Consider the following 26225-nt stretch of genomic DNA (forward strand, 5'->3'; position numbering starts at 1 on the left):
ATCCCTCGCAGGATGGCGGGCTGCGCTGAAAACCGCGCGGGTCAGTTATCCCAGCGGCGCAGGACCAGGCTGGCGTTGGTGCCGCCGAAGCCAAAACTGTTGGACAGCGCCGTGCGGATCGGCGCGTCGCGCGTTTCGCGTACCAGGGGCATGCCCTCGGCAGCGGGCTCCAGGTTCTCGATGTTGGCCGAGCCGGCGATGAAGCCCTGGCGCAGCATCAGCAGGCAGTAGATGGCCTCCTGCACGCCGGTGGCACCCAGCGAGTGGCCGGTGAGCGACTTGGTGGACGAGAACGGGGGGATGGCATCTCCGAAGACTTCGCGGATCGCGCGCAGCTCGGGAACGTCGCCCACGGGCGTGGAGGTGCCGTGGGTGTTGATGTAGTCGATGGGGCCGTCCACGGTGGCAATCGCCTGGCGCATGCAGGCAATGGCGCCGTCGCCCGAGGGGGCGACCATGTCGGCACCGTCCGAGGTGGCGCCGAAACCGACGACTTCGCCCAGGATGGTGGCGCCGCGCGCCTGCGCGTGCTCCAGGCTTTCGAGCACCACGGCACCGCCGCCGCCCGACAGCACGAAGCCGTCGCGATTCGCGTCATAGGCACGCGAGGCCTTCTCGGGCGTGGCGTTGTAAGCGCTGGACATGGCGCCCATGGCGTCGAACAGCAGGCCCATGCCCCAGCTGACTTCTTCGCCTCCGCCGGCGAACATCACGTCCTGCATGCCCCAGGCGATCTGCTGGGCGGCCGCGCCGATGCAGTGGGCCGAGGTGCTGCAGGCCGAGGTGATGGAGTAATTGATGCCCTTGATGCCGAAGTTGGTCGACAGGCAGGCGGACACGGTGGAACTCATGCAGCGCGTGACCTGGTAGGGCCCCACGCGGCGGATGCCCTTGCTGCGCAGAATGTCGGCCGCCTCGATCTGGTTGGCGGGCGAGCCGCCGCCCGAGCCCATGATGAGGCCGGTGCGCGGGTGCGAGACCTGCTCGGGCGTGAGGCCCGATTCGGCGATGGCATTGGCCAGCGAGATGTGCGCATAGGCCGCTGCATCGCCCATGAAGCGCAGCTGCTTGCGGTCGATCAGCTCTTCGAGGTTGATCTGCGGCACACCCGCCACCTGGCTGCGCATGCCCAGCTCGGTGAACTGGGGCATGGCGCGGATGCCGGGCCGGCTTTCGCGCAGCGATTCGGTGACGCTGGCACTGTCATTGCCAATGCACGAGACGATGCCCGTGCCCGTGATGACCACGCGTTTCATGCTGCCTCCCCTGGGGCTGCACCGGCTTCCTCGCGCTTGAACAGTCCCACGCGCAGGTCGCTGGCGACGTAGATTTCCTTGCCGTCGGCATACAGGCGCGCATCGCCGATGGCCATGACCAGTTTGCGCTTGATCACGCGCTTGATGTCGATCTCATAGGTGACCAGCTTCACGTCCGGGCCCACTTCGCCCGTGAACTTGACTTCGCCGGCGCCCAGGGCGCGGCCCTTGCCGGGCAGGCGCAGCCAGGTCAGGTAAAAGCCGATCAGTTGCCACATGGCGTCCAGGCCCAGGCAGCCGGGCATGACCGGGTCGCCCTGGAAGTGGCAAGCAAAGAACCAGAGGTCGGGACGCACATCCAGCTCGGCGCGGATCCTTCCCAGCCCGTGCTCGCCACCATCGCTGTCGATGTGCGTGATGCGGTCGAACATCAGCATGGGCGGCAGCGGCAAACGCCCGCTGTCGGCGTCGAACAGCCGTCCCTCGCCCGAGGCGATCAGTTGTTCGTAGGAAAAGGAATCAGCCATTTTCAGTCGTGCTCCAGAACAGCGGCCACACCGCTTCAAATCATCGTTGTATGCAAAACAAGCCCCCGCTTGCGGGCTCTATTATCAAGGCACGGGGCAACCCTGCCAGCGATTGGCCTGCCAGGGCGCTCGGGCACCCGGCCAGGGCTGAGCTGGATCAAGCCCCGGGCCCCTGGAAATCACCGGTTTTCCCGGTTGCGCGCCACTGCGGCGAAGGCAATGATGGCAAGCGCCAGCACCGCCAGCGGGACCAGGCCCCAGCGCGACACCCAGAAAGCATAGGGCGTGATCGCCCAGCCCTGCTGCGCGTCCACCCCCCGGCCCTGCACCGAGCCGAGCAGCACGCCGCGCGTGTGGCGTGGGAGCTGGTGCGTGACCACACCCCGGTGGTCGATGATGGCCGTGGCGCCGGTGTTGGTGGCGCGCACCATGGGCCGCTCGAACTCCAGCGCGCGCATGCGGCTGATGTGCAGGTGCTGGTCGATGGCCACGGTGTTGCCGAACCAGCCGATGTTGCTGAAATTGACGAACACCGTGGGGGCGCCGGCCGGATCGGCAAAGCGCACCCCCAGTTCCTCGCCAAACAAATCCTCGTAGCAGATGTTGGGGGCGATGCGCTGCCCTGCCCAGGCGAATGGCGCCTGGCCCAGGCCGCCCCGGTTGAAATCACCCAGGGGGATGTTCATCATCTGCGTGAACCACTTGAAGAAGGGCGGGATGAACTCGCCGAACGGCACCAGGTGGTGCTTGTCGTAGCGGTAGGGGGCGGTCAGGCCAGGACGGGCACCCAGCACCGAATTGGTGTAGCCCTCGCTCTCGTCCCCCAGCGGAATGCCCAGCAGCACGGCCTGCGAGCCGCTGCCATAGCGCCGGGCGATGCCTTCGAGGTAGCCCGGTATCAGCTGCTGCGGCAAGAGGGGAATGGCGGTCTCCGGCGCCACGACCAGCGACGCGCTGGCGCCGTCGAGTTGCTCCCGGTACCACTGCAGGGCCAATGGCACGCCCGAGCCGGGCTGGAATTTCTCGTCCTGCGGGATATTGCCCTGCAGCAGCGCCAGTTGCAACGGCGCGGGCGCGCGCGCCGCCGGCGTGTGGCACAGCTCCACGGCACAGTGGCGGTCCACGGCGGCCAGGCCCAGCAGGGCCAGCCCTCCCGCCACCAGGGCCCAGGCACGCAGGCTGCGCAGGTCGCTGGCGCGCAACTGCACCAGCAGCATGGCGATCACGGCGGTGACGAAGCACAGGCCGTAGACCCCGACATAGCGCGCCAGCGCCGCCAGCGGACCGTCCACATGGGCATAGCCGCCGGCCCCCCAGGGAAAGCCGGTCCAGAGCCAGCCGCGAGCCATCTCGGCCAGCGTCCAGAGGGCCGCGAACAACAGTGCCGCCCCGGCCCGGTGCACCACCGCCAGCCGGCAAAAGGCGCCGATCGCGATCGCGTAATAGCTGGCCAGAAAGGCGGCCAGCCCGAGGATGGCGGCCACCGTGAGCGGCGCAGCCAGCCCGCCATAGGTGTGCATGGAGATATAGAGCCACCAGAACGTGCCGCACAGCCAGGCCGTGGCGAACGCGAAGCCCAGCAGCGCCCCGTGGAGCCATGTGGTGGCTCCTGCGCGCACCTGCCAGGCCAGCACGGCCAGCGATGCGATCTGCAGCCACCACTGGGGCTGACCGTTCCAGGGCAACGCCAGCGAAGCCGCCTGCGAAAGCCCCGCCACCACGGCGATCAACAGCGGCAAGGTGATTCTGGATCCCTGCGTCCCGCGCTCAAGCCCCATCAGTCGCCAGCCTGGCTCTCTTCGATCCGCGACACCTTGAACCAGCGCACGGCGCCGCCCTTGGTGTGCAGCACCACGAAATGCAGGCCGCCGAGCTGCACATGCTCGCCGCGCCTGGGCACATGGCCCATCTCATGGGCAATGAGGCCGCCGATGGTGTCGAAGGCCTCCTCGCGGTCGCTGCCCTGCAGCGTGACCCCGAAGGACTCGGCCACGCGTTCGATGGGCGTGTCGCCGCTCACGCGGTAGGTGCGGTCGGCCAGGGCAAAGATGTCGCCCGCATCCTCGGGGATGTCGAACTCGTCCTCGATCTCGCCGACGATCTGTTCGAGCACGTCTTCGATGGTGATGAGCCCTGCCACGCGGCCGAACTCGTCGATCACGATGGCCAAATGGTTGCGGTTGCCGCGGAACTCGCGCAGCAGGTCGTTCAGGCCCTTGCTCTCGGGCACGAACACGGCCGGGCGCAGCAGCGCGCGGATATTGAGCTCGGGCGCCCGCTGCAGCTTGAGCAGGTCCTTGGCCATGAGGATGCCGATGATGTTCTCGCGCTCGCCCTGGTACACCGGAAAGCGCGAGTGGGCCGTGGTGATCACCAGGTACAGCAACTCGTCGAAGGGCGCGTCGATGTTGACGAGGTCCATGCGCGGCGCGGCCACCATCACATCGCCCGCCGTCATGTCGGCCATGCGGATCACACGTTCGAGCATCACGCGGGATTCCGCGCCAATGACGTCGTTGTCCTCGGCTTCGGCCAGCGTCTCGATCAGTTCTTCGGTCGAGTCCGGTCCGGGGTGGATGAACTCGGCGACTTTCTGCAGGAAGGTGCGCTTGTCTTCCTTTTCGGGCAATCGCCCGGGGTGCGGGTCAGACACTGTCTTGGAGTGCAGGACGTGCGGTAGTGGATCAGGGGCTCTAGGATAGCGGATTGTTGTGACAGCGCCTGTCGTCCGGGCGGCCATCGCCCGGTACGGGCCCGCCTAAGCGCCGCCGTCCGGCCTATTCGGCGGACTGGTGGCGTGCATGTTGCACGCCGCTGCGCACTTCCTGCACACCGGCGAGGAAGTCCCAGAACTGCTTGGCCTGGCGCTTGAGCTGGTAGTCCACCTCGGCGAACTGCTGCTCGACCAGTTCGGCCATGCGGGTGTCGAGACTGGCGGGGGCGATCTGCAGGTAGGCCTCGGACTCTGAGCCATCGCGGCGCACCTGCGCACCCGCATTGCGGGCGATCTTGAGCATGGCGGTGTTTTCGGACAGCGCGTGGATGAACACCATGTTCACCCCCTCGTTGCGGGCATGCATCACGGCGCGCTCGAACAGGCGTGCGCCGAAACCCCGGCCCCGGGCCTGCTTGAGCACGGACACGCCGAATTCGGCGCAGTGCTTGTATTCAGGGTGCTCGGAGAATGCCAGGTGCGCCATGGCAATCAGTTCGAGGCGGCGGTTGTAGATGCCGAAGATCTCGTCGCGGTTGAAGTCGAGCTGGTCCGCATAGCGGCGGATCTGCTCGTCGTTGGCCGCGTAGCCAAAGCGCAGGTAGCGGTCGGCGGGCTCCAGCCGCAGCAGGTGGGCCGTGATGCGCTCGCGGTACGAAGGGCCGAGCGAACGGATGGGAACCATCAACGGTGCAGACATGGTGTCCTCGCTCTCATGCGGGCGCCCCGTGACCGGGCGCAGCATTCCCCGGCCTGCGTCCCAGGATGCCTTGAGCCAGTCTTTGGTAGCGATCATGCCTCCGAATATAAGGGTTTTCCCTAGGAATTTCCAGTGATTTTTGCTGCACCGCAGCAAAATAGGGAGGCACGTCGAATTCCTTCAAAAATGGCGAAACTTGTTTACCAGCGCCCGCCAATAGCTCTCAGTTCCATAGCAGTTGATGGGAAGTACAGGGCATGACACCACGCCACCGAGGCACCTGCTGGCCCTGAAGCGCCACGTTAAGCCTCCCGCGCGCGGGATGCAATAGCAACAGCCCTGGCCATGCGGGATTGGTGGCCGCGAACAGGTTCTAAGGGCCGGAAGCCCCCTCCGCCTGCGGTGGACTGGCCGGCAGCAGTTGTACCGGCGCGGGGTCCGTCGCGGGCCCGCCACAGGCGGGCGGCATGCCCAAGGGCTCGCCCCGGTCATTGCCGCGCGCCTTTTCGAGCACGCTGGCACGGTCCACGGACAGGGCCACGGAATCCCCCAGCTGCAGCAGCGCCCGATCCAGGCCCTGGGTCTCGGACAGATCCAGTTGCCCGGCACGGGTATCGACCCGCAGCGAGCGCATGCGGGCGGCGTTCACCTCCAGCGCTGCCGTGCCCCGGCGCGTGCGTTCCGCGCACTGGGCCACGTCCTCGGCCAGCGCGGGCGTGGTTCCGGACGCGCAGGGCCGGCACTGCGTGGACCACAGGTCCAGGCGCCCGATGGCACCGCGCACGGCGATGGCCTGCCCGACCACCTCCAGGCGCTCCACGGGAGTCCGCGCTTCGATACGGGCGCGTGCAAGCGCCAGGTGCCGGAACTGGGCGGGCAGCACGATCTCATCCATCCACACCGTCGATTTCCCGTGTCGCCTGGGCGGCACACCGGCAACCGCCGGAACTTCGGTCCAGCGCAGGACCAGCATGTCGGCTTCCCGGCGGGCGGTCAGCTCCGGGAATTGCGCAGGCAGCGTGTCCGGGTCCTCGCCCTCCCCCCGCCGTGCCCGCAGGGTGATGCGCACCTCGGGTGCCTCGTCCAGCACCACGCGCACCGCCAGCCGCTGGGCATTGCCGCCCCCCTCCTCCAGCCGGAGCCCGGTCACGCCCTCCAGCGCCGGGGCCGGGATCGCGTAGGCGATGACGGTGGGTTCGGGTCGTTTGAAACGCTCCATCCCGCTCAAGGCCAGCAGGGCCCAGAACAGCAGCAGGGTGGCCAGGAAGAGCCAGCGCCCGCGCCGGGGCAGGGCGTGCCGTCGCGTCGCAGTGGCACTCACAGCAGCTCCTTTTCCTGGAGGTGCACATAGGCCTGCAACCACAGCAGTGCCGGCAGGCCGATCCACAGGAGTGCGTTGACGGCATGGACCGCCGCATCCAGGGGCACCGAGCGGCGCGCCGACCACCATGCAAAAAGCACCTCCCCACGCACGCCGGCCATGGAGCACAGCAGCGCCGTGAGAACGAACAGGGCAAAGCCCAGCGCGAGGGTCTTGAGCAGCGAGGCCCGTGCGTAGTACAGCGAGCCGGCCACGGCAAACGCCTGCAGGGCCCAGACCGCAACCAGCCAACCGGTTTGCTGGGGTACCGGCATGGCCTGCCTGGCGGCCATCTTCAGCAGGGGCACGAAGAGCGCATAGTCCTCGGGCTTGAAGGACTGCGGCTCCAGGGCGGAGCGCGCCGCGATGGCGATCTGCTGCGCCGGCCAGGAGATCGCCAGAAACAGCAGGCTGTAGGCCAGCGGGTAGGCAATGGCCACCACCACGATGCACAGCAACCATTTCTCGAACGCCGAGGCGGGCCGCATCAATGCCAGCAGGGCCGACTCGCGTTGCGCCATGGCGCCGAAAAAGCGCCCGGCAAACACGAAACCGGTAAGGAACAAGCCGCCAAAGTACAGCGCCGCCTGCACGGTGGTCTGGAAAGCCGCAAAGCCCGACACCCCCAGCAGGAACAACAGCAGTGCGACGTAGAGCATGCCGCTCACCAGCATATGCGCCAAGTACTGGGGCCGCTGCTCGGCCCAGTGGGCACGCGCCAGACGCCGCCAGCGCGGCCAGGACAAGGTGGGCGACTCGGGTCCACGCACAGGGATGAATTCCATGGTCATGCCTGCTCCAGGTCCGGGCTGGCATGCTGCGATGGCGCCAGCGCCGCCAGCATGCCGTCGCGGTTGAGGCTCAGCGCCTTGTACAGCAACTCCAGCTGCACGGCGCCCTCTGCCGACGGCGCCTGCGCATCGGATCGGGAATGGCGTGCCACATAGGCGATCTGCTGGCCGATGCTTTCCTGGTAGAGCAGGTCCTGCGCGGCGGGCAGGTCCTGCGCACCGCTGGCCACGCCGGTGCGCAGCACCCCGGCGAGGTCGGCCATGCGCGCCGACAGGGCCAGCTGGCCCTCGTCGATGAACCAGATGTGGCTCAGGATGCTTTCGAGGTCATGGGCCTGGTGGGTGCTGATGAGCACGGCGCGCTCGGCGTGCTCGGGCCGCTGCACCAGGCGGCGGAACTGGCCGCGGCCCACGATGTCCAGCCCGTTCGTCGGCTCGTCCATGAGCAGCAGCGGCGTGCCCGTGGCCAGCGCGAAGGCGATCGCGGCCTTTTTCTTCTGCCCCAGGCTCATGGCCTCGAAACGGCTGGCGGTGGGTACCTCGAGCTCGGCCAGGTATTCCCCGAACAGGGCCTTCGAGAAGCGCGGATAGAACACGCCCTGGGTGTCCGCCAGCTGACCCGTGGTCAGGTTGGGCAGGTGGAATTCCTCGGGCACGATGTAGATGCCGGCGAGGAAATCCGCCGCCCGCTGGCGCGGCACCTGGCCCAGCACCTGCATGCGGCCGCCCCAGGGGGTAAGCAGCCCGCACAGGAGCTTGAGCAAGGTGGACTTGCCACTGCCGTTGCGCCCGAAGACGCCGTAGATGCCGGGCTGGTGCACCTGGGCGGAAAAGCCCTGGTAGAGCGCGTTGCGGCCATAGCCGAAGTGCAGGTCGTCGATGGCGATCATGGGTGGCAGTCCGGCCTTTCATGCACGCAGGCGCAGGGCCACGGCGCGCGCATTGTCACACGGGCACTGCGGTGGTCGCCTTCACGCGGTCCAGCACGAAGCTGGTCTTGCAGTCCTGCACGCTGGGGTGCTTGAGCAGCGTGTCCATGATGAAGCGGCTGTAGTGCGCCATGTCAGCCACCACCACGCGCAAGAGGTAGTCCATTTCGCCGGTGAGCGAGGCGCACTCGACCACCTCGGGCCAGGTCTGCACGCTGGCGCGGAACACGTCCATGGGGTTGCGCTTGTGGCTTTCGGTGTGCTTTTCCAGGCGCACGTTGAGGTAGGCGGTGAGCCCCAGGCCCACGGTCTCGGGCGGCACCAGGGCCACGTAGCGCGCGATCACGCCCGCGTCCTCGAGCCGCTTGACCCGGCGCAGCACGGCGCTGGGCGAGAGCCCCACCTGCTCGCCGATCACGTCGTAGGTCTCGCGGCCATTTTCCTGCAACCGGCGCAGTATGGCCCGATCCAGCTTGTCAAGTGCGTTGAAAGCAGTCATTGCGCAGGATTTTACGAAATTGCCGGGCACCGCGATGGCCCTTCACCAAACTCGGGTATGTCCCGATAGTGACACAGGGGGCTGCCAACGAACAATGAATACCGCAAAAACGAACGGTCGTTCTTTTTTGCGAAAACCAAAAATATCCATCAACGGAGACAAGCACATGACCGGTTTCTTTGGCCGCCTTCTGCGGCGACTCGCGCTCGCCGCTACCGCTTCGACACTGCTCCTGGGGGCCAGTGCCCATGCACAGGCCGGGTACACGCAGACGCGCTACCCCATCGTGCTGGTGCACGGCCTCTTCGGTTTCGATTCGGCGCTGGGCGTGGACTATTTCTACGGCATCCCCGACGCGCTGCGCCAGGGGGGCGCCAAGGTCTATGTGGCCCAGGTCTCGGCGGCCAACAGCACCGAGGTGCGTGGCGAGCAGTTGCTGGCCCAGGTGAAGAACATCCTGGCCATCACGGGTGCGGCCAAGGTCAACCTGGTGGGCCACTCGCATGGCGGGCCCACGGCGCGCTACGTGGCCGGCGTGGCCCCGGGCAAGATCGCCTCGGTGACCTCGGTGGGCGGCGTCAACCGCGGTTCGCGCGTGGCCGACATCATGCGCGGCGTGGCGCCCGCGGGTTCGGTGTCCGAGACCATCGCCAACGGCGCGGCCTCGGCGCTGGTGGCGCTGATCAACCTGACCTCGGGGGGCTCGGGCCTGCCGCAGATGCCCACGGCAGCGCTCGACTCGCTGACCACGGCCGGCTCGGCCGCCTTCAACCGCCGCTTCCCGCAGGGCGTGCCCACCGCAGGCTGCGGCAACGGGGCCGAGTTGGTCAATGGCGTGCGCTACTACTCCTGGACGGGCACCAAGACCCTGACCAATGTGCTCGACGCCAGCGACGCCCTGCTCGGCGTGCTGGGCCTGGTCTTCGGCGAAGCCAACGACGGCCTGGTCTCGGCCTGCTCCTCGCGGCTGGGCACCCACCTGGGCGACTACCGCCAGAACCACCTCGACGAGGTGAACCAGCTTGTGGGCCTGCGCGACTGGTTCTCGACCGATCCGGTCACCCTGTACCGCCAGCAGGCCAACCGCCTCAAGGCTGCCGGCCTGTAATTTGCGATGATGGCCGCCATGGACCGCCTGCCCCGCCCCGCCGTGACCGCCATTGCCCTGGCGCTGCTGGTCGCGGCCGTGCTCGGGTGGCGGGCCTGGCGGGCCGAGGCGAGCCAGGACACCGGGCCCGGCTCAGGCACGGCAGCACCTGTGGCAGGCGCTGCTCTGCCCGCCCGCAGCACGGCATCGGCAGCGCCCGCAGCGCTGGCCGCCGCTTCGGCCGCCTCACTGGCGGCAGGGGGCAGCGACCCCTTGCTGGTGCCCGGCCTGCGCCACACGCTGGAAGCCCTGATCGCCGATGCCGGCGAAGCCAGCGACCCAGAGGCCCTCAAGAAACGCCTGGCGCAGCTGGTAGGCGAGCGTTTCCCTGCCGCGCTGGCCACCCGAGCCCTCGCCCTGGCCGAGCGCTACGTGGACTACCGCGTGGCGCTGGGCGCCTTGTCGGCCCCCCGCGATCCCAGCGATCCGCGCGCACTGCGCGAGGCCATCGAGGCGCGCCAGAAGGTCCGGCAGCAGCACTTCCAGGAAGAAGAGCACGACGCCCTGTTCGCGCAGGAGGCCGAACTCGACCGCTACACCCTGGCGCGCCTGGAGATCGCGCGCAACACCCAGCTCTCGCCGCAGGAGCGCGCCAGCGCACTGCGCGCCGCCGAGTCCGAACTCGCGCCCGAGCGCCGCGCCGAACGCGCCGCCGCCACGGCCCACCTCGATGCGGCGGCCCAGACCGCGGCCTTCAACGCCCAGGGCGTGGGCGATGTCCAGCGCCACCTGGCGCGCAGCGCACAGTACGGCGAGCAAGCAGCCCACGCCCTGGCCCAGCTGGACCGCGACGAGCAGCACTGGCAGAACCGGCTCGACGAGCTCGGCCAGGCCCGCGCCCGGCAGGGCGAGGCCGCCGCGCAGGCCCTGCGCCAGCAGCTGTTCTCGGCCGAAGAGCTGCAGCGGGTGGACGCCGCACTGGCCCTGCGCGCCCTGCAGGCCCCGGGTTCGCGCCCCTGACGCGGCATCCCCAGGGGCTTTGCCTGCCATCGGGCCAGCGCGCGCCCAGCACTGGGGAACACCCACGCGGTAACAAAGGGTAAACCCTGTACAGATGCCTATACTGCGCATTCCCGGAAATCAAGAGGATCCCGATGTCGCTCCGTAGCACCTTGTTCAGCGTTGCCTTGGCCGCGGCGGCCACCGCCGCCCTGGCGCAGACCCCGTCCGCCCCGATGACCATCGTGGTGCCCTACCCTGCAGGCGGCCCGCTGGACACCTCGGCCCGCATCATCGCGGAAGGCGCTGCCGCACAGCTGGGCGCCGTCAAGGTGGAAAACAAGCCCGGTGCCGGTGGCGGAACCGGTGCCGATCTGGTGGCCAAGTCGCCAGCCGGCAGCAACCAGCTGCTGATGGGCGCCGTGGCCACCCATGCCGTGAACCCCTGGCTGTACAAGAACTTCCCGTACAACCCGATCAAGGACTTCAAGCCCATCGCGCTCGTGGCCCGCACACCGAATGTGCTGGTCGTGAACGCCGAACAGGCCGCCAAGCTGGGCATCAAGACCACGCCCGACCTGGTGCAGTACCTCAAGAAGAACCCCGACCAGGCCAAGTACGGCTCGGGCGGCAACGGCAGCATCGGCCATATCTCGGCCGAGATGTTCAAGTCGCTCACCAACACCAGGATGGGCCACACCCCCTTCCAGGGATCGAACCCGGCGCTGGCCGCGCTGCAATCGGGCCAGGTGCTGCTGGTGTTCGACAACCTCGCGTCGGCGCTGCCGCACATCCGCTCGGGCAAGCTGCTCGCGCTGGGCGTGACCACCCTGAGCCGCAACGATGCGCTGCCCCAGGTGCCCAGCATCAACGATTCGGTCCAGGGCTTCAATGTGTCGACCTGGTTCGGTCTGTTCGCCCCGGCGTCCCTGCCGCAGGCCGATGCGCAGCGCTATGCGGCGGCGTTCACCGCGGTCATGCAATCGCCCGCCGGCAAGGAAAAATTCAAGCAGATGGGCATCACGCCCGAAGAACTCACGCTCGATGGCTTCGCGCAGTTCGTGCGCTCTGAAAACAGCAAGTACGAATTCCTGATCCGCGCCGCCAAAATCAAGATCGAGTAAGCACCGGGCAAGCTCAGCCCCTGCCGATCTCGGCCAGGCAGGCGCTGATGACCTCGGGGTGCAGCGCCATCTCCACGTGCGCCGGGCCATCGAGGAAACGGTTGTCCGCACCCACCAGGGTCGCGGTGCTGGCCGGGAAGACGATGTTGTCGCAGTTGGAGTACCAGCACACGAAGCGCTGGGCACGCCCCTGCGGCTCCACGCTCAGCAGCCCCTTCACCCAATCGCCCGCCAGGCTCATCTGGCGGCCGTTGACGGCACGGCTGAAGCGCCCGAGCCAGGTGCCACCATGCGGCGTACCCAGGGTCAGGATGCGGTGCACACGCGCATCGGCCGCATGCGCGCGCAGCCAGGCACGTGCCGCCAGGCCGCCCATGCTGTGGCACAGCAGCACCGGCGCCATTCCGGTGGCGGCCGTCACGCGCAGCACGGCGTCCTCGATGATCGCGGCATAGTCGTCGATGGAGCCCATCACCGGCTCCAGGTTCACCGCCACATGGGCATGGCCCTGTGCGCGCAGCGGCCCATGCCAGGGCAGCCACAGCCCCCGGTTGCACATGAAGCCATGCACCAGCACCACGCCGCGGCGCCCCGTGGCCTGCGCCGGCAGCCAGTCCCCCACGGCCTGGTGGCGAAACGGCTGGCGCCAGCAGAACACCACCAGGGCCACCCAGACCTCGGCCCACCAGGCGCGCACCACCTGTGCAGCGCGCGCTCGGGGCGCGCCATCGCCCCGGTTGAGGTGGTGCATGAGCACGAACTCGATGGCCATCACCAGCCAGAACAGGGCCAGTGGCAGCAGCGCGCCGGCCAGCGCCCGCACGGGGGATTGCGGCCACTGCCAGGCCAGCCAGGCGGTCTCGGCCAGTGCCAGGATCAGGAGGAGGATTTTTTGCCAGCGCGCAATCATGGTTTGCAATGGAGTTGTTTCCGGTCAACGCCGGCTGTTCAAGACCATTTTGAACAGGGTCTAATGGCATGCCTGCATTGTGCGGCCACACGAGAGGGACCTATGGACGCGGCCCAGACCATCCGCGACAGCATTGCCGATGTCAACGCCCTGCGCCTGCACCGCACGGGGGACGCCCCCCTGGGGGTCGCCGTAGCGACCATCAAGACCCTGCAGGCGCGCCGCTTTGCGGGCACCTATGCGGACCTGATGGCTTCGCCCGCGTTCGGCCCCGCGGCGCGCTTTTTTCTGGAAGAACTCTACAGCGACCGCGACTACACGGCGCGTGACCAGCAGTTCGGCCGCATCGCAGGCACGCTGCAGACCATGTTCCCGCGCCCCGTGGTGGACACGGCCGTGGCCCTGGCCGTGCTTCATGCCCAGACCGAGAACCTGGACCAGGACATGGGCCGCGCCTGGCTGCAGACCGGCACGGCCGAACCCGAGGCCATGCGCTACACCACCGCCTGGCGCGCCGTGGGCCAGCGCGCCGGGCGCCAGCAGCAACTGGCGCGCGTGCTGGCCATGGGCCGCGACCTGGCGCGCCTGACCCGGGCGCCCGGCCTGCGCACCATGCTGCGCATGATGCGCGGGCCCGCCACCGCGGCCGGCATGGGCGCGCTGCAGCAGTTCCTCGAAGCCGGGTTCGACACCTTCGGCCAGCTCGCGCGCCAGCGCGGCGCGGTGGAGCAGTTCCTGGCCACCATCGAGCAGCGCGAGGAAGCCTTGATGCGCCTGCTGTTCGAGGGCGACGCTGTCACCTCGGGGACCGAACTGGCCCGCACCCTAGGACAAGCCCGGTAGCCGGTTTCCTGCCTGCACTTCCACAATCTGTGCCCATCTATCTACTGGTGTGCACAAGGAAAACGCATGGAAAAGATCTGGCTCAAGAGCTACCCACCGGGCGTCCCGCATGACGTGAAGCCCGAGCAATACCGCTCTGTGGCCCATATGCTGGAGGAATCCTTCCGCAAGAATGCATCGAACCCGTTCTCGGTCTGCATGGACCAGTGGATGTCGTACGGCGAGCTCGACCGCCTATCCGGCGCGCTGGGCGCCTACCTGCAGGGCCTGGGGCTCGAGCCCGGGGCGCGCGTGGCCATCATGCTGCCCAACGTGCCCCAGTTCGGCGTGACCATGGCCGCCGTGCTGCGCGCCGGCTACACCTGCGTGAACGTGAACCCGCTGTACACCGCACGCGAGCTGCAGCACCAGCTCAAGGACTCGGGCGCCACGGCCATCGTGATCCTGGAGAATTTCGCCCACACCCTGGCCGAGGTGATCGACAACACGGCCGTGCAGCATGTGGTCATGGCCTCCATGGGCGACCTGCTGGGCTTCTGGTTCGGCCACTGGATCACCTTTGCCGTGCGCCACCTGGCCAAGATGGTGCCGGCCTACGACCTGCCGCTGACCAACGGCCGCAAGGTCGTGCCGTTCAAGAAGGCGCTGGCCCTGGGCGAGCGCCGCACCCTGGCCCCGAGCCAGGCCACGCTCGACTCCATCGCCTTCCTGCAGTACACAGGCGGCACCACCGGCCTGTCCAAGGGCGCGGTGCTCACGCACCGCTGCATCGTGGCCGCCACGCTGCAGGCCGAGGCCTGGTTCACCCCGGCACTGTCCAAGGTGGGCGACCTCAGCCGCGCCAACAGCGTTGCCGCCCTGCCGCTGTACCACATCTTCGCGCTCACGCTGTGCCTGCTGGCCATCCGCCAGGGCTCCAGCCTGACGCTGATTCCGAACCCGCGCGACATCCCCAAGTTCGTGGCCGAGCTCAAGAAGCGCCCCTTCCACATGCTGCCCGCCGTGAACACCCTGTTCAATGCACTGCTGCAGAACCCGCAGTTCCGCGCGCTCGACTTCTCGCACCTGTGCGTGTCGCAGGCCGGGGGCATGGCCGCCTCCGAGGGCACGGCCAAGCAGTGGCAGAAGGTCACGGGCAACACCATGATCGAGGGCTGGGGCATGAGCGAGACCTGCGCCATCGGCACCAACAACCCGGTGACCAACACCGAGTTCAGCGGCAGCATCGGCCTGCCGCTGCCGGGCATCGACATCGCCATCAAGGACGATGCAGGCAACAGCCTGCCCCAGGGCGAATCGGGCGAGATCTGCATCCGCGGCCCCAACGTGATGACCGGCTACTACAACCAGCCCGAGGAAAACGCCAAGGCCTTCACGGCCGACGGCTTCATGCGCACGGGCGACATCGGCATCATGGACGAGCGCGGCTACACGCGCATCATCGACCGCAAGAAGGACATGATCCTGGTCAGCGGCTTCAACGTCTTCCCCAACGAGCTCGAACAGGTCGTCTCGCTGTGCCCCGGCGTGGTGGAGTGCGCGGCCATCGGCATCCCGGACGAAAAGCAGGGCGAGGCGATCAAGATCTTCGTGATCAAGAGCGACCCGGCCCTGAGCGAGGAGGACGTGGCCCGCTTCTGCCAGGAAAACCTCACCGGCTACAAGCGCCCCAAGTACATCGAGTTCCGCGACGAGCTGCCCAAGAGCAATGTGGGCAAGATCCTGCGGCGCGAGCTGCGCGTGCCCACGGCCTAGACGCCCCGGCCGGCGCCGGCCGCACCACCTTTTCCACGGCGCCCAGGCGCCCTTTTTTTTGGGGGCGCCAGGGCCCGATCGGCTACGCCACGGCAGGTTCCAAGCTGCCCCCAGACTCCGAGAATACAGGGTTAACACCGATTAGCAAACGTTTGCGCAAACGATTGCGGACGATATGATCGCCGGGCGACACCGCACTGGCCCGGCATGCCGCCGGCGCTTTCGCGCAATTTCGCGCGGCTTTTCGGTGGCCGTGCCTTGCCCACCATTCCAACAGGAGACACCATGCAGTTCACCCGCCGTTCCGTTCAGACCGCCGCCGCCATTGCCGTGCTCGGCGGCATGCTTGCCAGCCCCGTCTGGGCGCAGGACAAGCCCAAGATCGCCCTGGTCATGAAGTCGCTGGCCAACGAATTCTTCCGCACCATGGAAGACGGCGCCAAGGCGCACCAGAAGGCCCACGCCAGCGAATACACGCTGGTGGCCAACGGCATCAAGAACGAGACCGACACGGCCGCCCAGATCAAGATGATCGAGCAGGCCGTGGCCCAGAAGGTCAGCGCCATCGTGCTGGCCCCGGCCGATTCCAAGGCCCTGGTGCCTGTGGTCAAGGCCGCCGTGGACAAGGGCATCATCGTGGTCAATATCGACAACCGCCTGGATGGCGATGCCCTGAAGGAAAAGAACCTCACCGTGCCCTTCGTCGGCCCGGACAACCGCGCCGGCGCCAAGCTGGTGGGCGAGCACCTGGCCAAGTCGCTCAAGTCGGGCGACAAGGTGGGCATCATCGAGGGCGTGTCCACCACCTTCAATGCGCAGCAGCGCACCCTGGGCTACAAGGACGCCATGCAGGCCGCCGGCATCACCGTGGTGGGCGTGCAGTCGGGCCAGTGGGAGATCGAGAAGGGCAACACCGTGGCCGCCGGCATGCTGCGTGAGCACCCCGACCTCACGGCCCTGCTGGCCGGCAACGACAGCATGGCGCTGGGCGTGGTGGCCGCCGTCAAGGCCGCGGGCAAGACCGGCAAGGTGCAGGTGGTGGGCTATGACAACATCGGCGCCATCAAGCCCATGCTGGCCGATGGCCGCGTGCTGGCCACCGCCGACCAGTACGCCGCCAAGCAGGCCGTGTTCGGCATCGAGCTGGCGCAAAAGGCCATCGCCGCCAAGACGCCCCAGGCCCAGTTGCCCGCCGAGGTGAAGACCGAGGTGGTGCTGGTCACCAAGGGCAGCAAGTAAAAACCCAACCGCCGGACGACATGGACCGACCGCTCCCACCGCCGCCCGCCGCACCGCTGCTGTCCATAGCCGCGGTGGGCAAAGATTACAACGCCACCGTGCTCGACGGCATCACGCTTGCGCTCAACGCGGGCGAGGTGCTGGCGCTCACGGGGGAGAACGGCGCGGGCAAGAGCACGCTGTCCAAGATCGTCTGCGGGCTGGAGCCGGCCACGCGCGGTGGCATGCGCCTCGCCGGCGAGACCTACGCGCCCGCCTCGCGCCGCGAGGCCGAGCGCCTGGGCGTGCGCATGGTGATGCAGGAGCTGGGCCTGGTGCCCACGCTCACCGTGGCCGAGAACCTGCTCATGGGCCGCCTGCCGCACCGCGCGGGCTGGCTGCAGCGCGATGCGCTGCACACCGCTGCACGCGCGCAGCTGGCCAAGATCGGCCTGGACAGCATCGACCCCGCCACCCCCGTCTCGCAGCTGGGCATAGGCCAGCAGCAGATGGTGGAAATCGCGCGCAATCTGCAGGACGACACGCGCATCCTGGTGCTCGACGAGCCCACGGCCATGCTCACCCCGCGCGAGACCGCCTACCTGTTCGACCAGATCGCGCGCCTGACGGCGCGCGGCGTGGCCATCGTCTATGTGTCGCACCGCCTGGAAGAGCTGCGCCGCATCGCCGACCGCGTGGCCGTGCTGCGTGACGGCCGCCTGGTGGATGCACGCCCCATGGCCGGCCTGAGCGAGGACGACCTCGTGCAGCGCATGGTGGGCCGCTCCGTGAGCGACCTCGAGCACCGCCCGCGCCGCAAGGCCGGCCCGGTGGTGATGAGCGCCCAGGGCATGGGCCGCGGCACGGCGGTGCAGGACGTGAGCCTGGAGCTGCGCGCGGGCGAAGTTTTCGGCGTGGCGGGACTGGTGGGTTCGGGCCGCACCGAACTCGTGCGCCTGCTGTTCGGCGCGGACCGCGCCGACCGGGGCAGCGTAACGCTGCACCCCGATGCATCCACTGCGGGTGGCGCCCCGCACGTGCTGCCGCGCGGCTTTGCCTCGCCGCTGCAGGCCATTGCCGCTGGCGTCGGCCTGGTCACGGAAGACCGCAAGTCCCAGGGCCTGCTGCTGGCCCAGCCCATCCGCGTCAACGCCACGCTGTCCGACCTGTCCGCGATCTCGCGCGCGGGCTGGCTGCAGCGCGCCAAGGAAAACCGCCTGGTGCAGGGCTTCGTCCAGACCTTGGGCATCCGCTGCCGCAGCCCCGAGCAGGCGGTGGGCACGCTGTCGGGCGGCAACCAGCAGAAGGTGGTGTTCGCGCGCTGGCTGCACCGCGAAGGCCTGGTGCTGCTGCTCGACGAACCCACACGTGGCGTGGACGTGGGCGCGCGTGCCGAACTCTATGGCGAACTCGATCGCATGGCCGCCAGCGGGCGCGCCCTGCTCATGGTCTCGTCGGACCTGCGCGAGCTGATGGCCATGGCCGACCGCATCGGCGTGATGAGCGCCGGGCGCCTGGTGGCCGTGTTCGAGCGCGGCCAGTGGTCCGAGCAGTCGCTGCTGGCCGCTGCATTCTCCGAGCCGGGTGGCCGCGAAGCCCCTGGCCATTCTTCCCCTTCCACTCCCGCCACCGCATGAACGCCCCCGCATCCCCCGCCGCCATGGCACCCCGCCCCACGCCCGCCTGGCGCAGCCAGCTCGGCACCTACCTCGGGCTGCTGGCCGTGCTGGCGGGCATGGTGGCGCTGTTCTCCACCCTCTCCGAATACTTCTGGAGCGTGGAAACCTTCGTCACCATCGCCAACGAGATCCCGGCGCTGGCCGTGATGGCGGTGGGCATGACCTTCGTGCTCATCATCGCCGGCATCGACCTGTCGGTGGGATCGGTGATGGCGCTGTCCGCCGCCACCTCGGCCGCGGCCATCGTGCAATGGAAATGGAGCGTGCCGGCTGCCGCGCTGCTGGCGCTGGCCACGGGGCTTATCTGCGGCACGGTGACCGGGGCTGTCTCGGTGGCCTGGCGCCTGCCCTCCTTCATCGTCTCGCTGGGCATGCTCGAAGCCGTGCGCGGCGGGGCCTATGTGGTCACGGACTCGCGCACGCAGTACGTGGGCGACGCGATCTCGTGGCTGGCCGCCCCCATGTTCGGCGGCATCTCGGTGGCCTTTCTGATCGCGCTGGTGCTGGTGGTGGTGGCGCAGCTGGTGCTCACGCGCACGGTGTTCGGCCGCTGCGTGGTGGGCATCGGCACGAACGAGGAGGCCATGCGCCTGGCCGGGGTCGACCCGCGGCCCCTGCGCGTCATCGTGTTCGCCGTGACTGGCCTGCTCGCCGGCCTGGCCGGTCTGATGCAGTCCGCACGGCTGGAGGCGGCCGATCCCAACGCCGGCACCGGCATGGAGCTGCAGGTGATCGCCGCGGTGGTGATCGGTGGCACCAGCCTCATGGGCGGGCGCGGCTCGGTGGTGAACACCGCCTTCGGCGTGCTGATCATCGCGGTGCTGGAAGCGGGCCTGGCCCAGGTGGGTGCCAGCGAGCCCAGCAAGCGCATCATCACGGGGGTGGTGATCGTCGCGGCGGTCATCGTGGACACCTTGCGCCAGCGGCGCGCGGCGGCCTGACCCCCCATATCCCCACGAATTCCCTGTTTCCAGATTTTCTCCATGGCTACTATCAAGGACGTTGCGCGGCATGCCGACGTATCGGTCACCACGGTGTCCCACGTGGTCAACGGCACACGCCACGTGAGCCCCGAGGGGCGCGCGCGCGTGGAAAAAGCCATCCGAGAACTGGGCTACGTGCCCAGCGCCATTGCCCGCAGCCTCAAGAGCAACAACACGCGCACGCTGGGCATGCTGATCCCCAACAGCTCCAACCCCTACTTCGCCGAGATCGTGCACGCGGTCGAAGACCGCTGCTTCGGCGCAGGCTACAACCTCATCCTGTGCAACACCAATGACGAGGCGCACCGCCAGGGCAGCTACCTGCAGGTGCTGGCCGAGCGCCGCATCGACGGGCTGATCGTCGTCTCCACCGGGCACGACGCCACACTGCCCACGCAGCTCGCGGGCCTGTCCATCCCCACCGTGCTGGTGGACCGCGAGATCGAACTGGCCGAACAGCAGCCCTGCGACCTGGTGGAGACCGCCCATATGCAGGGCGGCCTGCTGGCCACGCGCCACCTGCTGTCGCTGGGCCACCGGCGCATCGCCTGCATCGGCGGGCCCGAGGGCATTGCGCCCAGCGAGCAGCGCATCGCCGGCTGGCGTGCCGCGCTGGCCGACGCCGGATGCGGCACCGGTGACGGCCTGCTGTGGCACGGCAACTTCACCAGCCAGGGCGGCTACGAGGCCATGCACGCCGTGCTGCGCGCGCAGCAGCCGCCCACCGCCGTCTTCGTCTGCAACGACCTGATGGCCATGGGCGCACTGTGCGCAGCCCACGAGCGCGACCTGCGCGTACCCGAGGCCCTGTCCATCGTGGGTTTCGACGACATCGAACTCACCGCCTTCACCAGCCCGCCGCTGACCACCGTGGCCCAGCCCAAGCAGCGCATCGGCGCACTGGCGGTGGACATGCTGCTCGAGCGCATCGACGGCAAGCGCCAGGACGCGCGCAAGGTCATGCTGCAACCCGAGCTGCGCGTGCGCGCCTCCACCGCACAGGCACAGCCATGACGGGAGCGACGGAGCACAACGACACCCCCACCATCGCCGTGGTGGGCAGCCTCAACATGGACCTGGTGCTGCAGGTGGCCCAGGCCCCCGGGCCCGGCGAGACCGTGCTGGCCCAGGCGCTGCACCTGGTGCCCGGTGGCAAGGGCGGCAACCAGGCCGTGGCCTGCGCGCGCCAGGGCGCCCGGGTGCACCTGTTCGGCCGCGTGGGCGACGACGCCCATGGCCGCGCGCTGCGCGCGGGTCTGGACCAGGACGGCATCGCCCATGCCGGGGTTCAGACCGACCCGACCGAGACCACGGGCGTGGCAGCCATCACCGTGGAGGCCACGGGGCAGAACCGCATCGTCGTGGTGCCGGGCGCCAATGGCCGCTTCGCACTCGACACGCAGGCGCTTGCCGCCGTGCTGGACCAGGCCCACAGCCTGGTGCTGCAGTTCGAGACCCCCTTGCCCCAGGTGCTGGCCGCCGCGCAGCAAGCGTTCGCCGCCGACTGCCGGGTGCTGCTCAACCCCTCGCCCATCCAGCCCCTGCCCACCGGCCTGTGGCCCCTGGTGCACACGCTGGTGGTCAACGAGGTCGAGGCCGCCGCCCTGGCCGGCACGGCCGTGGAGACCGTGGCCGATGCCGCCGTGGCCGCGCAGACGCTGCGCGGCCTGGGGCCGGCCCAGGTGGTGGTGACGCTGGGCGCCGCGGGCGCCGTGGCCGCCGACACCCTGGGCAGCACACACCACCCCGGCATGGCCGTGCAAGCCGTGGACACCACCGCCGCGGGCGACACCTTCCTCGGTGCGCTGGCCGTGGCGCTGGCGCAGGGCGGGCCGCTCAACGCCGCCGTGCGCGAGGGCATCCGCGCCGCCGCCCTGTGCGTGACGCAGGCGGGGGCACAGCCCTCCATCCCCACCCGGGCCGCCGTGGCGGCAAGCCCGCAACCACCCGACTGGATTCCGCTGTGAAACGTACCACCCTGCTGCATGCCGAGCTCTCCCACGCCATTGCCTGCCTGGGCCACGGCGACATGCTGGTGGTCGGCGACGTGGGCCTGCCCATTCCGCCGGGCCCGCGGCGCATCGACCTGGCGCTGACGCCGGGCATTCCAGCCGTGGCCGACGTGCTGGCCGCCGTGCTGGCGGAGATGCAGGTCGAGCGCGCCGTGATCGCCACCGAGGCCGTGGAACGCGCAGGTGGTGCCCTGCCCGGCTGGTGCACCCTGCCCGTGGCACCCGAGGCGCTGCCGCACGAGGAATTCAAACGCCTGTGCCGCGAGGCCCGCGTAATGGTGCGCACGGGGGAATGCACGCCCTACGCCAACGTGATCCTGTGCGCCGGTGTGACGTTCTGAAGCAATCTGCGCGGCAACGCACGGGTTTTGGATAACCCGGCAGGCGCTTGCGCTGGGTTAGGCTGGCAGATCGCAGCAGCGGGCCACCCGCTGCGCCATGCCATCTGCCAGTCCCTTCCCGATGTCCACGCCAGCCTCTGCCACGCCCTTTCTGCCCCCTGAAATCGCCGTGCTGGAACGCGGCTGGCTGTCGGCCAACAACATTCTGTTCATCGGCCACCATGACACGGCCGTGGTGGACACCGGTTACTGCAGCCATGCCGAGCAGACAGTGGCGCTGGTGCAGGCAGCCCTGGGCGGCAGGCCGCTGGACCGGGTGCTCAACACCCACCTGCACAGCGACCACTGCGGCGGCAACGCCGCACTGCAAAAGGCCTGGCCGCGCGTGCTCACGTCCATACCGCCCGGCCAGGCCCGGCACGTGCGCCAGTGGGACGCCTATGCCCTGAGCTACACGCCCACCGGCCAGCAGTGCCCGCCGTTCCGTGCCGACACCCTGCTGGACCCGGGCTCCTGCGTGCTGCTGGGCGACCGCACCTGGCAGGTGCATGCCGCGCCAGGGCACGACACGCATTCCATCGTGCTGTTCGAACCGCGCGATGCCATCCTGATCTCGGCCGACGCGCTGTGGGAGAACGGCTTCGGCGTGGTCTTCCCCGAACTCGAAGGCGAGGACGCCTTTGCCCAGGTGGGTGCCACGCTCGACCTGATCGAGCGCCTGGCCCCGCGCACCGTGATACCGGGCCACGGCCCGGTGTTCGCCGATGCGCCGCGCGCCATCGAGGGCGCACGCCGCCGGCTCGACGGCTTCGTGCGCAACCCGCCCAAGCATGCGCTCTATGCTGCCAAGGTACTGCTCAAGTACAAGCTGCTCGAATGGCAGCAGATCAGCCTGGCCGACCTCCGGTCCTGGACACAGGCCACGCCCTACTTCGGCATGCTGCACAACCGGCATTTCGCTGACCAGGCGGAGGGCGAATGGCTCGCCGGCCTGATGGACGAACTGGTCCGCTCGGGAGCCGCCATGCGCCGGGGCGACATGCTGCACAACGCCTGAAGACTCGCAGGCCGCGCCTGCGCGCCCTGCCGCACCTCGGCATGTTGCCACGGTGCCACATCGGGCCACTTTTTGGCCAGCCCACGGGCTCCGTTGCAGCCAGATGCAACCATTGTCAAATGATAATTGTTATCATTTGACATTCCTGCAAGCCTTCTGCATGTTCGGCTGCGCGGGTTCTCAGCCAGCCAACACCGACCGACACCCGCGGCAGCAGCAGCTTTTGCCGCGCGCTCCTGTATGTAGTCCCTGTAGCCAGCCAAGTTCCGGTTTCTCACTCCTACGGACCTTTCATGGCGCACAACACTACATACATCAAGAGCCGCAAACACCCCGCCGCGGGCGCGCGCGTCACCCCCGTCGGCATGGCTGCAGCAGCGGCCCTCGTGGCACTGGGCATGCCCGTCCAGGCACAGACCGCCTCCAGCGCCACCCTGCCGGAGGTCAAGGTCGAATCGGCAGGCGATGCGGGTTACAAGGCCGGCACGGTCTCCTCGCCCAAGTTCACCCAGCCGCTGCTGGACACACCCCAGACCATCTCCGTCGTCAAGGAGCAGGTGCTGCGCGAGCAGGCCGCCTCGACCCTGACCGAAGCCCTGCGCAACACCCCCGGCGCCAGCACCTTCTTCCTGGGCGAGAACGGCAACACCAGCACCGGCGACGCGATCTACATGCGCGGCTTCGACAGCTCCAGCAGCATCTTCGTCGATGGTGTGCGCGACTTGGGCGCGGTCTCGCGCGACGTGTTCAACATCCAGCAGGTGGAAGTGGTCAAGGGCCCGGCCGGCACCGACAACGGCCGCACGGCCCCCACGGGCGCCATCAACCTGGTGAGCAAGCAGCCCACGCTGGAAAACAGTTTCGCAGCCTCGCTGGGCGCGGGCAGCGCCTCCTACAAGCGCGGCACGGTGGACTGGAACAAGGCCCTGGAAGCCTACCCCGGCGCCGCTTTCCGCCTGAACGTGATGACCGAGGACTCCGGCGTGGCCGGCCGCGACCTGGTCAAGAACAAGCGCTGGGGCGTGGCGCCCTCGCTGGCCCTGGGCCTGAACTCGCCCACCCGCGTGTTCCTGAACTACCTGCACGTCAAGCAGGACAACATGCCCGATGGCGGCGTGCCCACCATCGGCCTGCCCGGCTACACCTCGCCGGATGCACTGGCCCTTGCCAACCGCCGCCCCTTCCTGAACACCGCGGCGCGCGTGGATTCGAGCAACTTCTATGGCACGACCTCGGACTATGCGGACGTGGACATGGACATGGTCACGGCGCGCATCGAGCACGACTTCGCCTCGGGCACGAAGCTGCGCAACACCACGCGCTTCGGCCGTACGCACAACGACTACCGGCTGACGGCCTTCATGGGCGGCGGCTTCCCGGCCACCGGTGCGCTCACGGCCGCCTCGGCCCTGCTGGCCACGCCGAACCCGAACGATCCGTCCACCTGGACCGTGACGCGCAACCTGCCGACCAACGTCAACCAGGTCAACAAGATCGCCGTCAACCAGACCAGCCTGACCACCACCGTGAACACCGGTTCGGTGCAGCATGACCTGGCGGCCGGGCTCGAGCTGTCGCGCGAAGAGCAGACCAACCTGGGCTACTACGGCCAGGGCTTTGCCAGCGTGAACACCACGTATGCGCCGGCCGGTTCGCTGCCTGCGGCCAACCTGTACAACCCCAACCCGAACGTGGCGGGCTTCAACCGCATCGCCAACGGCGCCTGGTCCAAGGGCGTGACCAACACCGTGGCCGCCTACCTGTTCGACACCGCCAAGCTGTCGCCCGAGTGGCAGGTCACGGGCGGCCTGCGCGTGGACCGTTTCAAGACCGACTTCGACGCCGTGACGCAGGGCGCGCTGCCAGCCGGCGTGCTCACACCCTCGTCGGTCAGCCTGTCGGACACGCTCATCGGCGCCAAGCTCGGTGTGGTCTACAAGCCTGCCAGCAACGGCAGCGTGTATGCGCTGTATGCCACCTCGGCCCAGCCCCCGGGCGGTGCCAACAACCAGCTGAGCGCAGCCGCCAACAACGCGGCCAACCCCAAGTTCGAGCCGCAGAAGGCCAAGACCATCGAGGTCGGCACCAAGTGGGACGTGCTGGGCGGCCGCCTGGCCCTGGCCGGCGCGGTGTACCGCACCGATGTGTCCAACGACATCGAGACCGACCCGACCAACGCCGCCAACTTCGTGCAGACCGGCAAGAAGCGCGTGCAAGGACTGGAGCTGACCGCCATCGGCGCCATCACCAACGACTGGTCGCTGAGCGCGGGCTACACCACCATGGACACCAAGGTGCTCAGCGGCGCGCCCAAGACGGCCGATGGCAGCACCGCGCTGGCCTACACGCCCAAGAGCGCCTTCTCGCTGTGGACCACCTACCGCCTGCCCTTCGGCGTGACGATCGGCGGCGGCGCACGCTATGCCGGCAAGCTGCTGCGCGGCACCGACGGCGCCGTGGGCACGCCTGCCTACACCGAGGCCTACTGGGTCTTCGATGCCATGGCCTCCTACCGCATCAACAAGAACCTGGACATCCAGCTCAACGTGTACAACCTGGCCGACAAGGACTATGTGGCCGCCATCAACAAGAGCGGCTATCGCTATACGCCAGGCATCCCCCGTTCGGCACGCCTGACGGCCAACTTCACGTTCTGATCGAACGCAAGATGACCGCCTGAAAGCTGCCTACCATCCAAGGGCCCCGGCAACCCCGGGGCCTTCCCGTTTCTGGAGACATTTGCCATGATGCTGCACATCCCCAACGTCCTCACGCCCGAGCAGGTGCGCGCCATGCGCGCGGCCATCGATGCTGCCGACTGGGTGGACGGCCGGGCCACCGTGGGCGCACAGGGGGCGCGGGTCAAGCACAACCGCCAACTGCCCGAGAACTCGCCCGTGGCGCTGGAGCAGGGGCGCCTCATTCAGCAGGCGCTGGCCGCGCATCCCCTGTACTTCGCCGCTGCGCTGCCGCTGCGCACCGTGCCGCCCCTGTTCAACCGCTACGCGGGCGGCGAGACCTATGGCCTGCACGTCGATGGCGCCATGCGCCCCCTGCCCCACGGGGCGGCGCTGCGCACCGACCTGTCGTGCACGCTGTTCCTGTGCGAACCCGAGGACTACGAAGGGGGCGAGCTGGTGGTGGTGGATACCTATGGCGCGCACGAGGTCAAGCTGCCCGCGGGCGACCTGATCCTCTACCCCTCGACCAGCCTGCACCGCGTGGAGCCGGTCACGCGCGGCGAGCGCGTGTGCTCGTTCTTCTGGGTGCAGAGCATGGTGCGCGACGATGCGCGCCGCGCCATGCTGTTCGAGCTGGACCAGACCATCCAGAAGCTGCGGGGGCGCCTGGGCGAAACCGAGGAAACCGTGGCCCTCACGGGCCAGTACCACAACCTGCTGCGAATGTGGTCGGAAGTCTGAAAAGGAACGGCCCCCGAGGG

General features: G+C 68.6%; 24 protein-coding genes. 14 read left to right on the forward strand and 10 right to left on the reverse strand.

Translation table 11 applies throughout. The annotated features are described in order from the left end of the window. Positions 1-41: 41 nt before the first annotated feature. The 9 genes from fabB to AC07PA_RS07765 all read right to left on the reverse strand — a co-directional run bounded on the left by fabB (position 42) and on the right by AC07PA_RS07765 (position 8775). The gene (gene fabB / locus AC07PA_RS07725; RefSeq protein ID WP_494608341.1) at positions 42-1256 is read right to left on the reverse strand and encodes a beta-ketoacyl-ACP synthase I; all 1215 of its coding nucleotides are present in this window, start codon (positions 1254-1256) and stop codon (positions 42-44) included. After that, a complete protein-coding gene (gene fabA, locus AC07PA_RS07730; RefSeq protein WP_007851999.1) occupies positions 1253-1783 on the reverse strand; it encodes a 3-hydroxyacyl-[acyl-carrier-protein] dehydratase FabA in 531 nt (176 codons plus the stop codon). Before fabA ends, fabB begins: the two co-directional genes overlap by 4 nt. 179 nt (positions 1784-1962) lie before the next feature. After that, positions 1963-3561: an apolipoprotein N-acyltransferase gene (lnt, locus tag AC07PA_RS07735; protein WP_494608342.1), complete on the reverse strand. Its 1599-nt coding sequence runs from the start codon at positions 3559-3561 to the stop codon at positions 1963-1965. Further along, positions 3561-4436 carry a CorC family transporter gene (locus AC07PA_RS07740; protein ID WP_007852006.1) on the reverse strand — a complete coding sequence of 292 codons (876 nt, stop codon included), beginning with the start codon at positions 4434-4436 and terminating at the stop codon, positions 3561-3563. The genes lnt and AC07PA_RS07740 overlap by 1 nt, the downstream gene beginning before the upstream one ends. A gap of 124 nt (positions 4437-4560) precedes the next feature. Further along, on the reverse strand, positions 4561-5292 hold the full coding sequence (locus tag AC07PA_RS07745) for a GNAT family N-acetyltransferase (RefSeq protein WP_007852008.1): 732 nt from the start codon (positions 5290-5292) through the stop codon (positions 4561-4563). A gap of 277 nt (positions 5293-5569) precedes the next feature. Beyond that, positions 5570-6517 carry a hypothetical protein gene (locus AC07PA_RS07750; protein ID WP_494608343.1) on the reverse strand — a complete coding sequence of 316 codons (948 nt, stop codon included), beginning with the start codon at positions 6515-6517 and terminating at the stop codon, positions 5570-5572. Next, positions 6514-7341, reverse strand: a complete 828-nt coding sequence (locus AC07PA_RS07755; protein WP_494608344.1) for a hypothetical protein — start codon at positions 7339-7341, stop codon at positions 6514-6516. The genes AC07PA_RS07750 and AC07PA_RS07755 overlap by 4 nt, the downstream gene beginning before the upstream one ends. Before the next feature lie 2 nt (positions 7342-7343). Next, the gene (locus tag AC07PA_RS07760; protein WP_494608345.1) at positions 7344-8237 is read right to left on the reverse strand and encodes an ATP-binding cassette domain-containing protein; all 894 of its coding nucleotides are present in this window, start codon (positions 8235-8237) and stop codon (positions 7344-7346) included. A 55-nt stretch (positions 8238-8292) separates the two neighbouring features. After that, on the reverse strand, positions 8293-8775 hold the full coding sequence (locus AC07PA_RS07765) for an Lrp/AsnC family transcriptional regulator (RefSeq protein WP_494608346.1): 483 nt from the start codon (positions 8773-8775) through the stop codon (positions 8293-8295). A gap of 166 nt (positions 8776-8941) precedes the next feature. Between AC07PA_RS07765 and AC07PA_RS07770 the strand changes: the two genes are divergently transcribed. The 3 genes from AC07PA_RS07770 (at position 8942) to AC07PA_RS07780 (ending at position 11985) form a co-directional block, all read left to right on the forward strand. Beyond that, the gene (locus tag AC07PA_RS07770; RefSeq protein WP_007852022.1) at positions 8942-9883 is read left to right on the forward strand and encodes an esterase/lipase family protein; all 942 of its coding nucleotides are present in this window, start codon (positions 8942-8944) and stop codon (positions 9881-9883) included. An 18-nt stretch (positions 9884-9901) separates the two neighbouring features. Further along, positions 9902-10882 carry a lipase secretion chaperone gene (locus AC07PA_RS07775; protein WP_494608347.1) on the forward strand — a complete coding sequence of 327 codons (981 nt, stop codon included), beginning with the start codon at positions 9902-9904 and terminating at the stop codon, positions 10880-10882. A 134-nt stretch (positions 10883-11016) separates the two neighbouring features. Next, positions 11017-11985 (forward strand): Bug family tripartite tricarboxylate transporter substrate binding protein, encoded by a 969-nt coding sequence (locus tag AC07PA_RS07780; RefSeq protein WP_007852025.1) that lies wholly within the window; start codon positions 11017-11019, stop codon positions 11983-11985. A 13-nt stretch (positions 11986-11998) separates the two neighbouring features. Here AC07PA_RS07780 and AC07PA_RS07785 read toward each other — a convergent pair whose 3' ends face one another. After that, on the reverse strand, positions 11999-12895 hold the full coding sequence (locus AC07PA_RS07785; protein WP_494608421.1) for an esterase/lipase family protein: 897 nt from the start codon (positions 12893-12895) through the stop codon (positions 11999-12001). Between the two features lie 102 nt (positions 12896-12997). Here AC07PA_RS07785 and AC07PA_RS07790 point away from each other — a divergent pair, with 102 nt between their 5' ends. The 11 genes from AC07PA_RS07790 (at position 12998) to AC07PA_RS07840 (ending at position 26205) form a co-directional block, all read left to right on the forward strand. Then, positions 12998-13738: an FFLEELY motif protein gene (locus tag AC07PA_RS07790; RefSeq protein WP_494608348.1), complete on the forward strand. Its 741-nt coding sequence runs from the start codon at positions 12998-13000 to the stop codon at positions 13736-13738. 66 nt (positions 13739-13804) lie between these two features. Continuing rightward, positions 13805-15493 carry an AMP-binding protein gene (locus AC07PA_RS07795; RefSeq protein ID WP_494608349.1) on the forward strand — a complete coding sequence of 563 codons (1689 nt, stop codon included), beginning with the start codon at positions 13805-13807 and terminating at the stop codon, positions 15491-15493. A 285-nt stretch (positions 15494-15778) separates the two neighbouring features. After that, the gene (locus AC07PA_RS07800; protein WP_007856559.1) at positions 15779-16732 is read left to right on the forward strand and encodes a sugar ABC transporter substrate-binding protein; all 954 of its coding nucleotides are present in this window, start codon (positions 15779-15781) and stop codon (positions 16730-16732) included. A 20-nt stretch (positions 16733-16752) separates the two neighbouring features. Next, entirely contained in the window at positions 16753-18348 is a 1596-nt protein-coding gene (locus AC07PA_RS07805; RefSeq protein WP_494608350.1) for a sugar ABC transporter ATP-binding protein, read from the forward strand. After that, positions 18345-19331 carry an ABC transporter permease gene (locus AC07PA_RS07810; protein WP_494608351.1) on the forward strand — a complete coding sequence of 329 codons (987 nt, stop codon included), beginning with the start codon at positions 18345-18347 and terminating at the stop codon, positions 19329-19331. The genes AC07PA_RS07805 and AC07PA_RS07810 overlap by 4 nt, the downstream gene beginning before the upstream one ends. Before the next feature lie 42 nt (positions 19332-19373). Further along, entirely contained in the window at positions 19374-20387 is a 1014-nt protein-coding gene (locus AC07PA_RS07815; protein WP_007856555.1) for a LacI family DNA-binding transcriptional regulator, read from the forward strand. Beyond that, complete coding sequence (locus tag AC07PA_RS07820; RefSeq protein WP_494608352.1) at positions 20384-21340, forward strand: ribokinase; 957 nt, start codon at positions 20384-20386, stop codon at positions 21338-21340. Before AC07PA_RS07815 ends, AC07PA_RS07820 begins: the two co-directional genes overlap by 4 nt. Further along, a complete protein-coding gene (gene rbsD / locus AC07PA_RS07825) occupies positions 21337-21726 on the forward strand; it encodes a D-ribose pyranase (RefSeq protein WP_007856553.1) in 390 nt (129 codons plus the stop codon). The genes AC07PA_RS07820 and rbsD overlap by 4 nt, the downstream gene beginning before the upstream one ends. Positions 21727-21847: 121 nt before the next feature. Continuing rightward, complete coding sequence (locus AC07PA_RS07830) at positions 21848-22783, forward strand: MBL fold metallo-hydrolase (RefSeq protein WP_145694950.1); 936 nt, start codon at positions 21848-21850, stop codon at positions 22781-22783. A 293-nt stretch (positions 22784-23076) separates the two neighbouring features. Then, positions 23077-25440 carry a catecholate siderophore receptor Fiu gene (locus AC07PA_RS07835; protein WP_494608353.1) on the forward strand — a complete coding sequence of 788 codons (2364 nt, stop codon included), beginning with the start codon at positions 23077-23079 and terminating at the stop codon, positions 25438-25440. An 87-nt stretch (positions 25441-25527) separates the two neighbouring features. Further along, complete coding sequence (locus tag AC07PA_RS07840) at positions 25528-26205, forward strand: Fe2+-dependent dioxygenase (protein ID WP_494608354.1); 678 nt, start codon at positions 25528-25530, stop codon at positions 26203-26205. The last annotated feature ends 20 nt before the right edge of the window (positions 26206-26225 follow it).

The sequence above is a fragment of the Acidovorax sp. GW821-FHT09B03 genome (assembly GCF_059418305.1).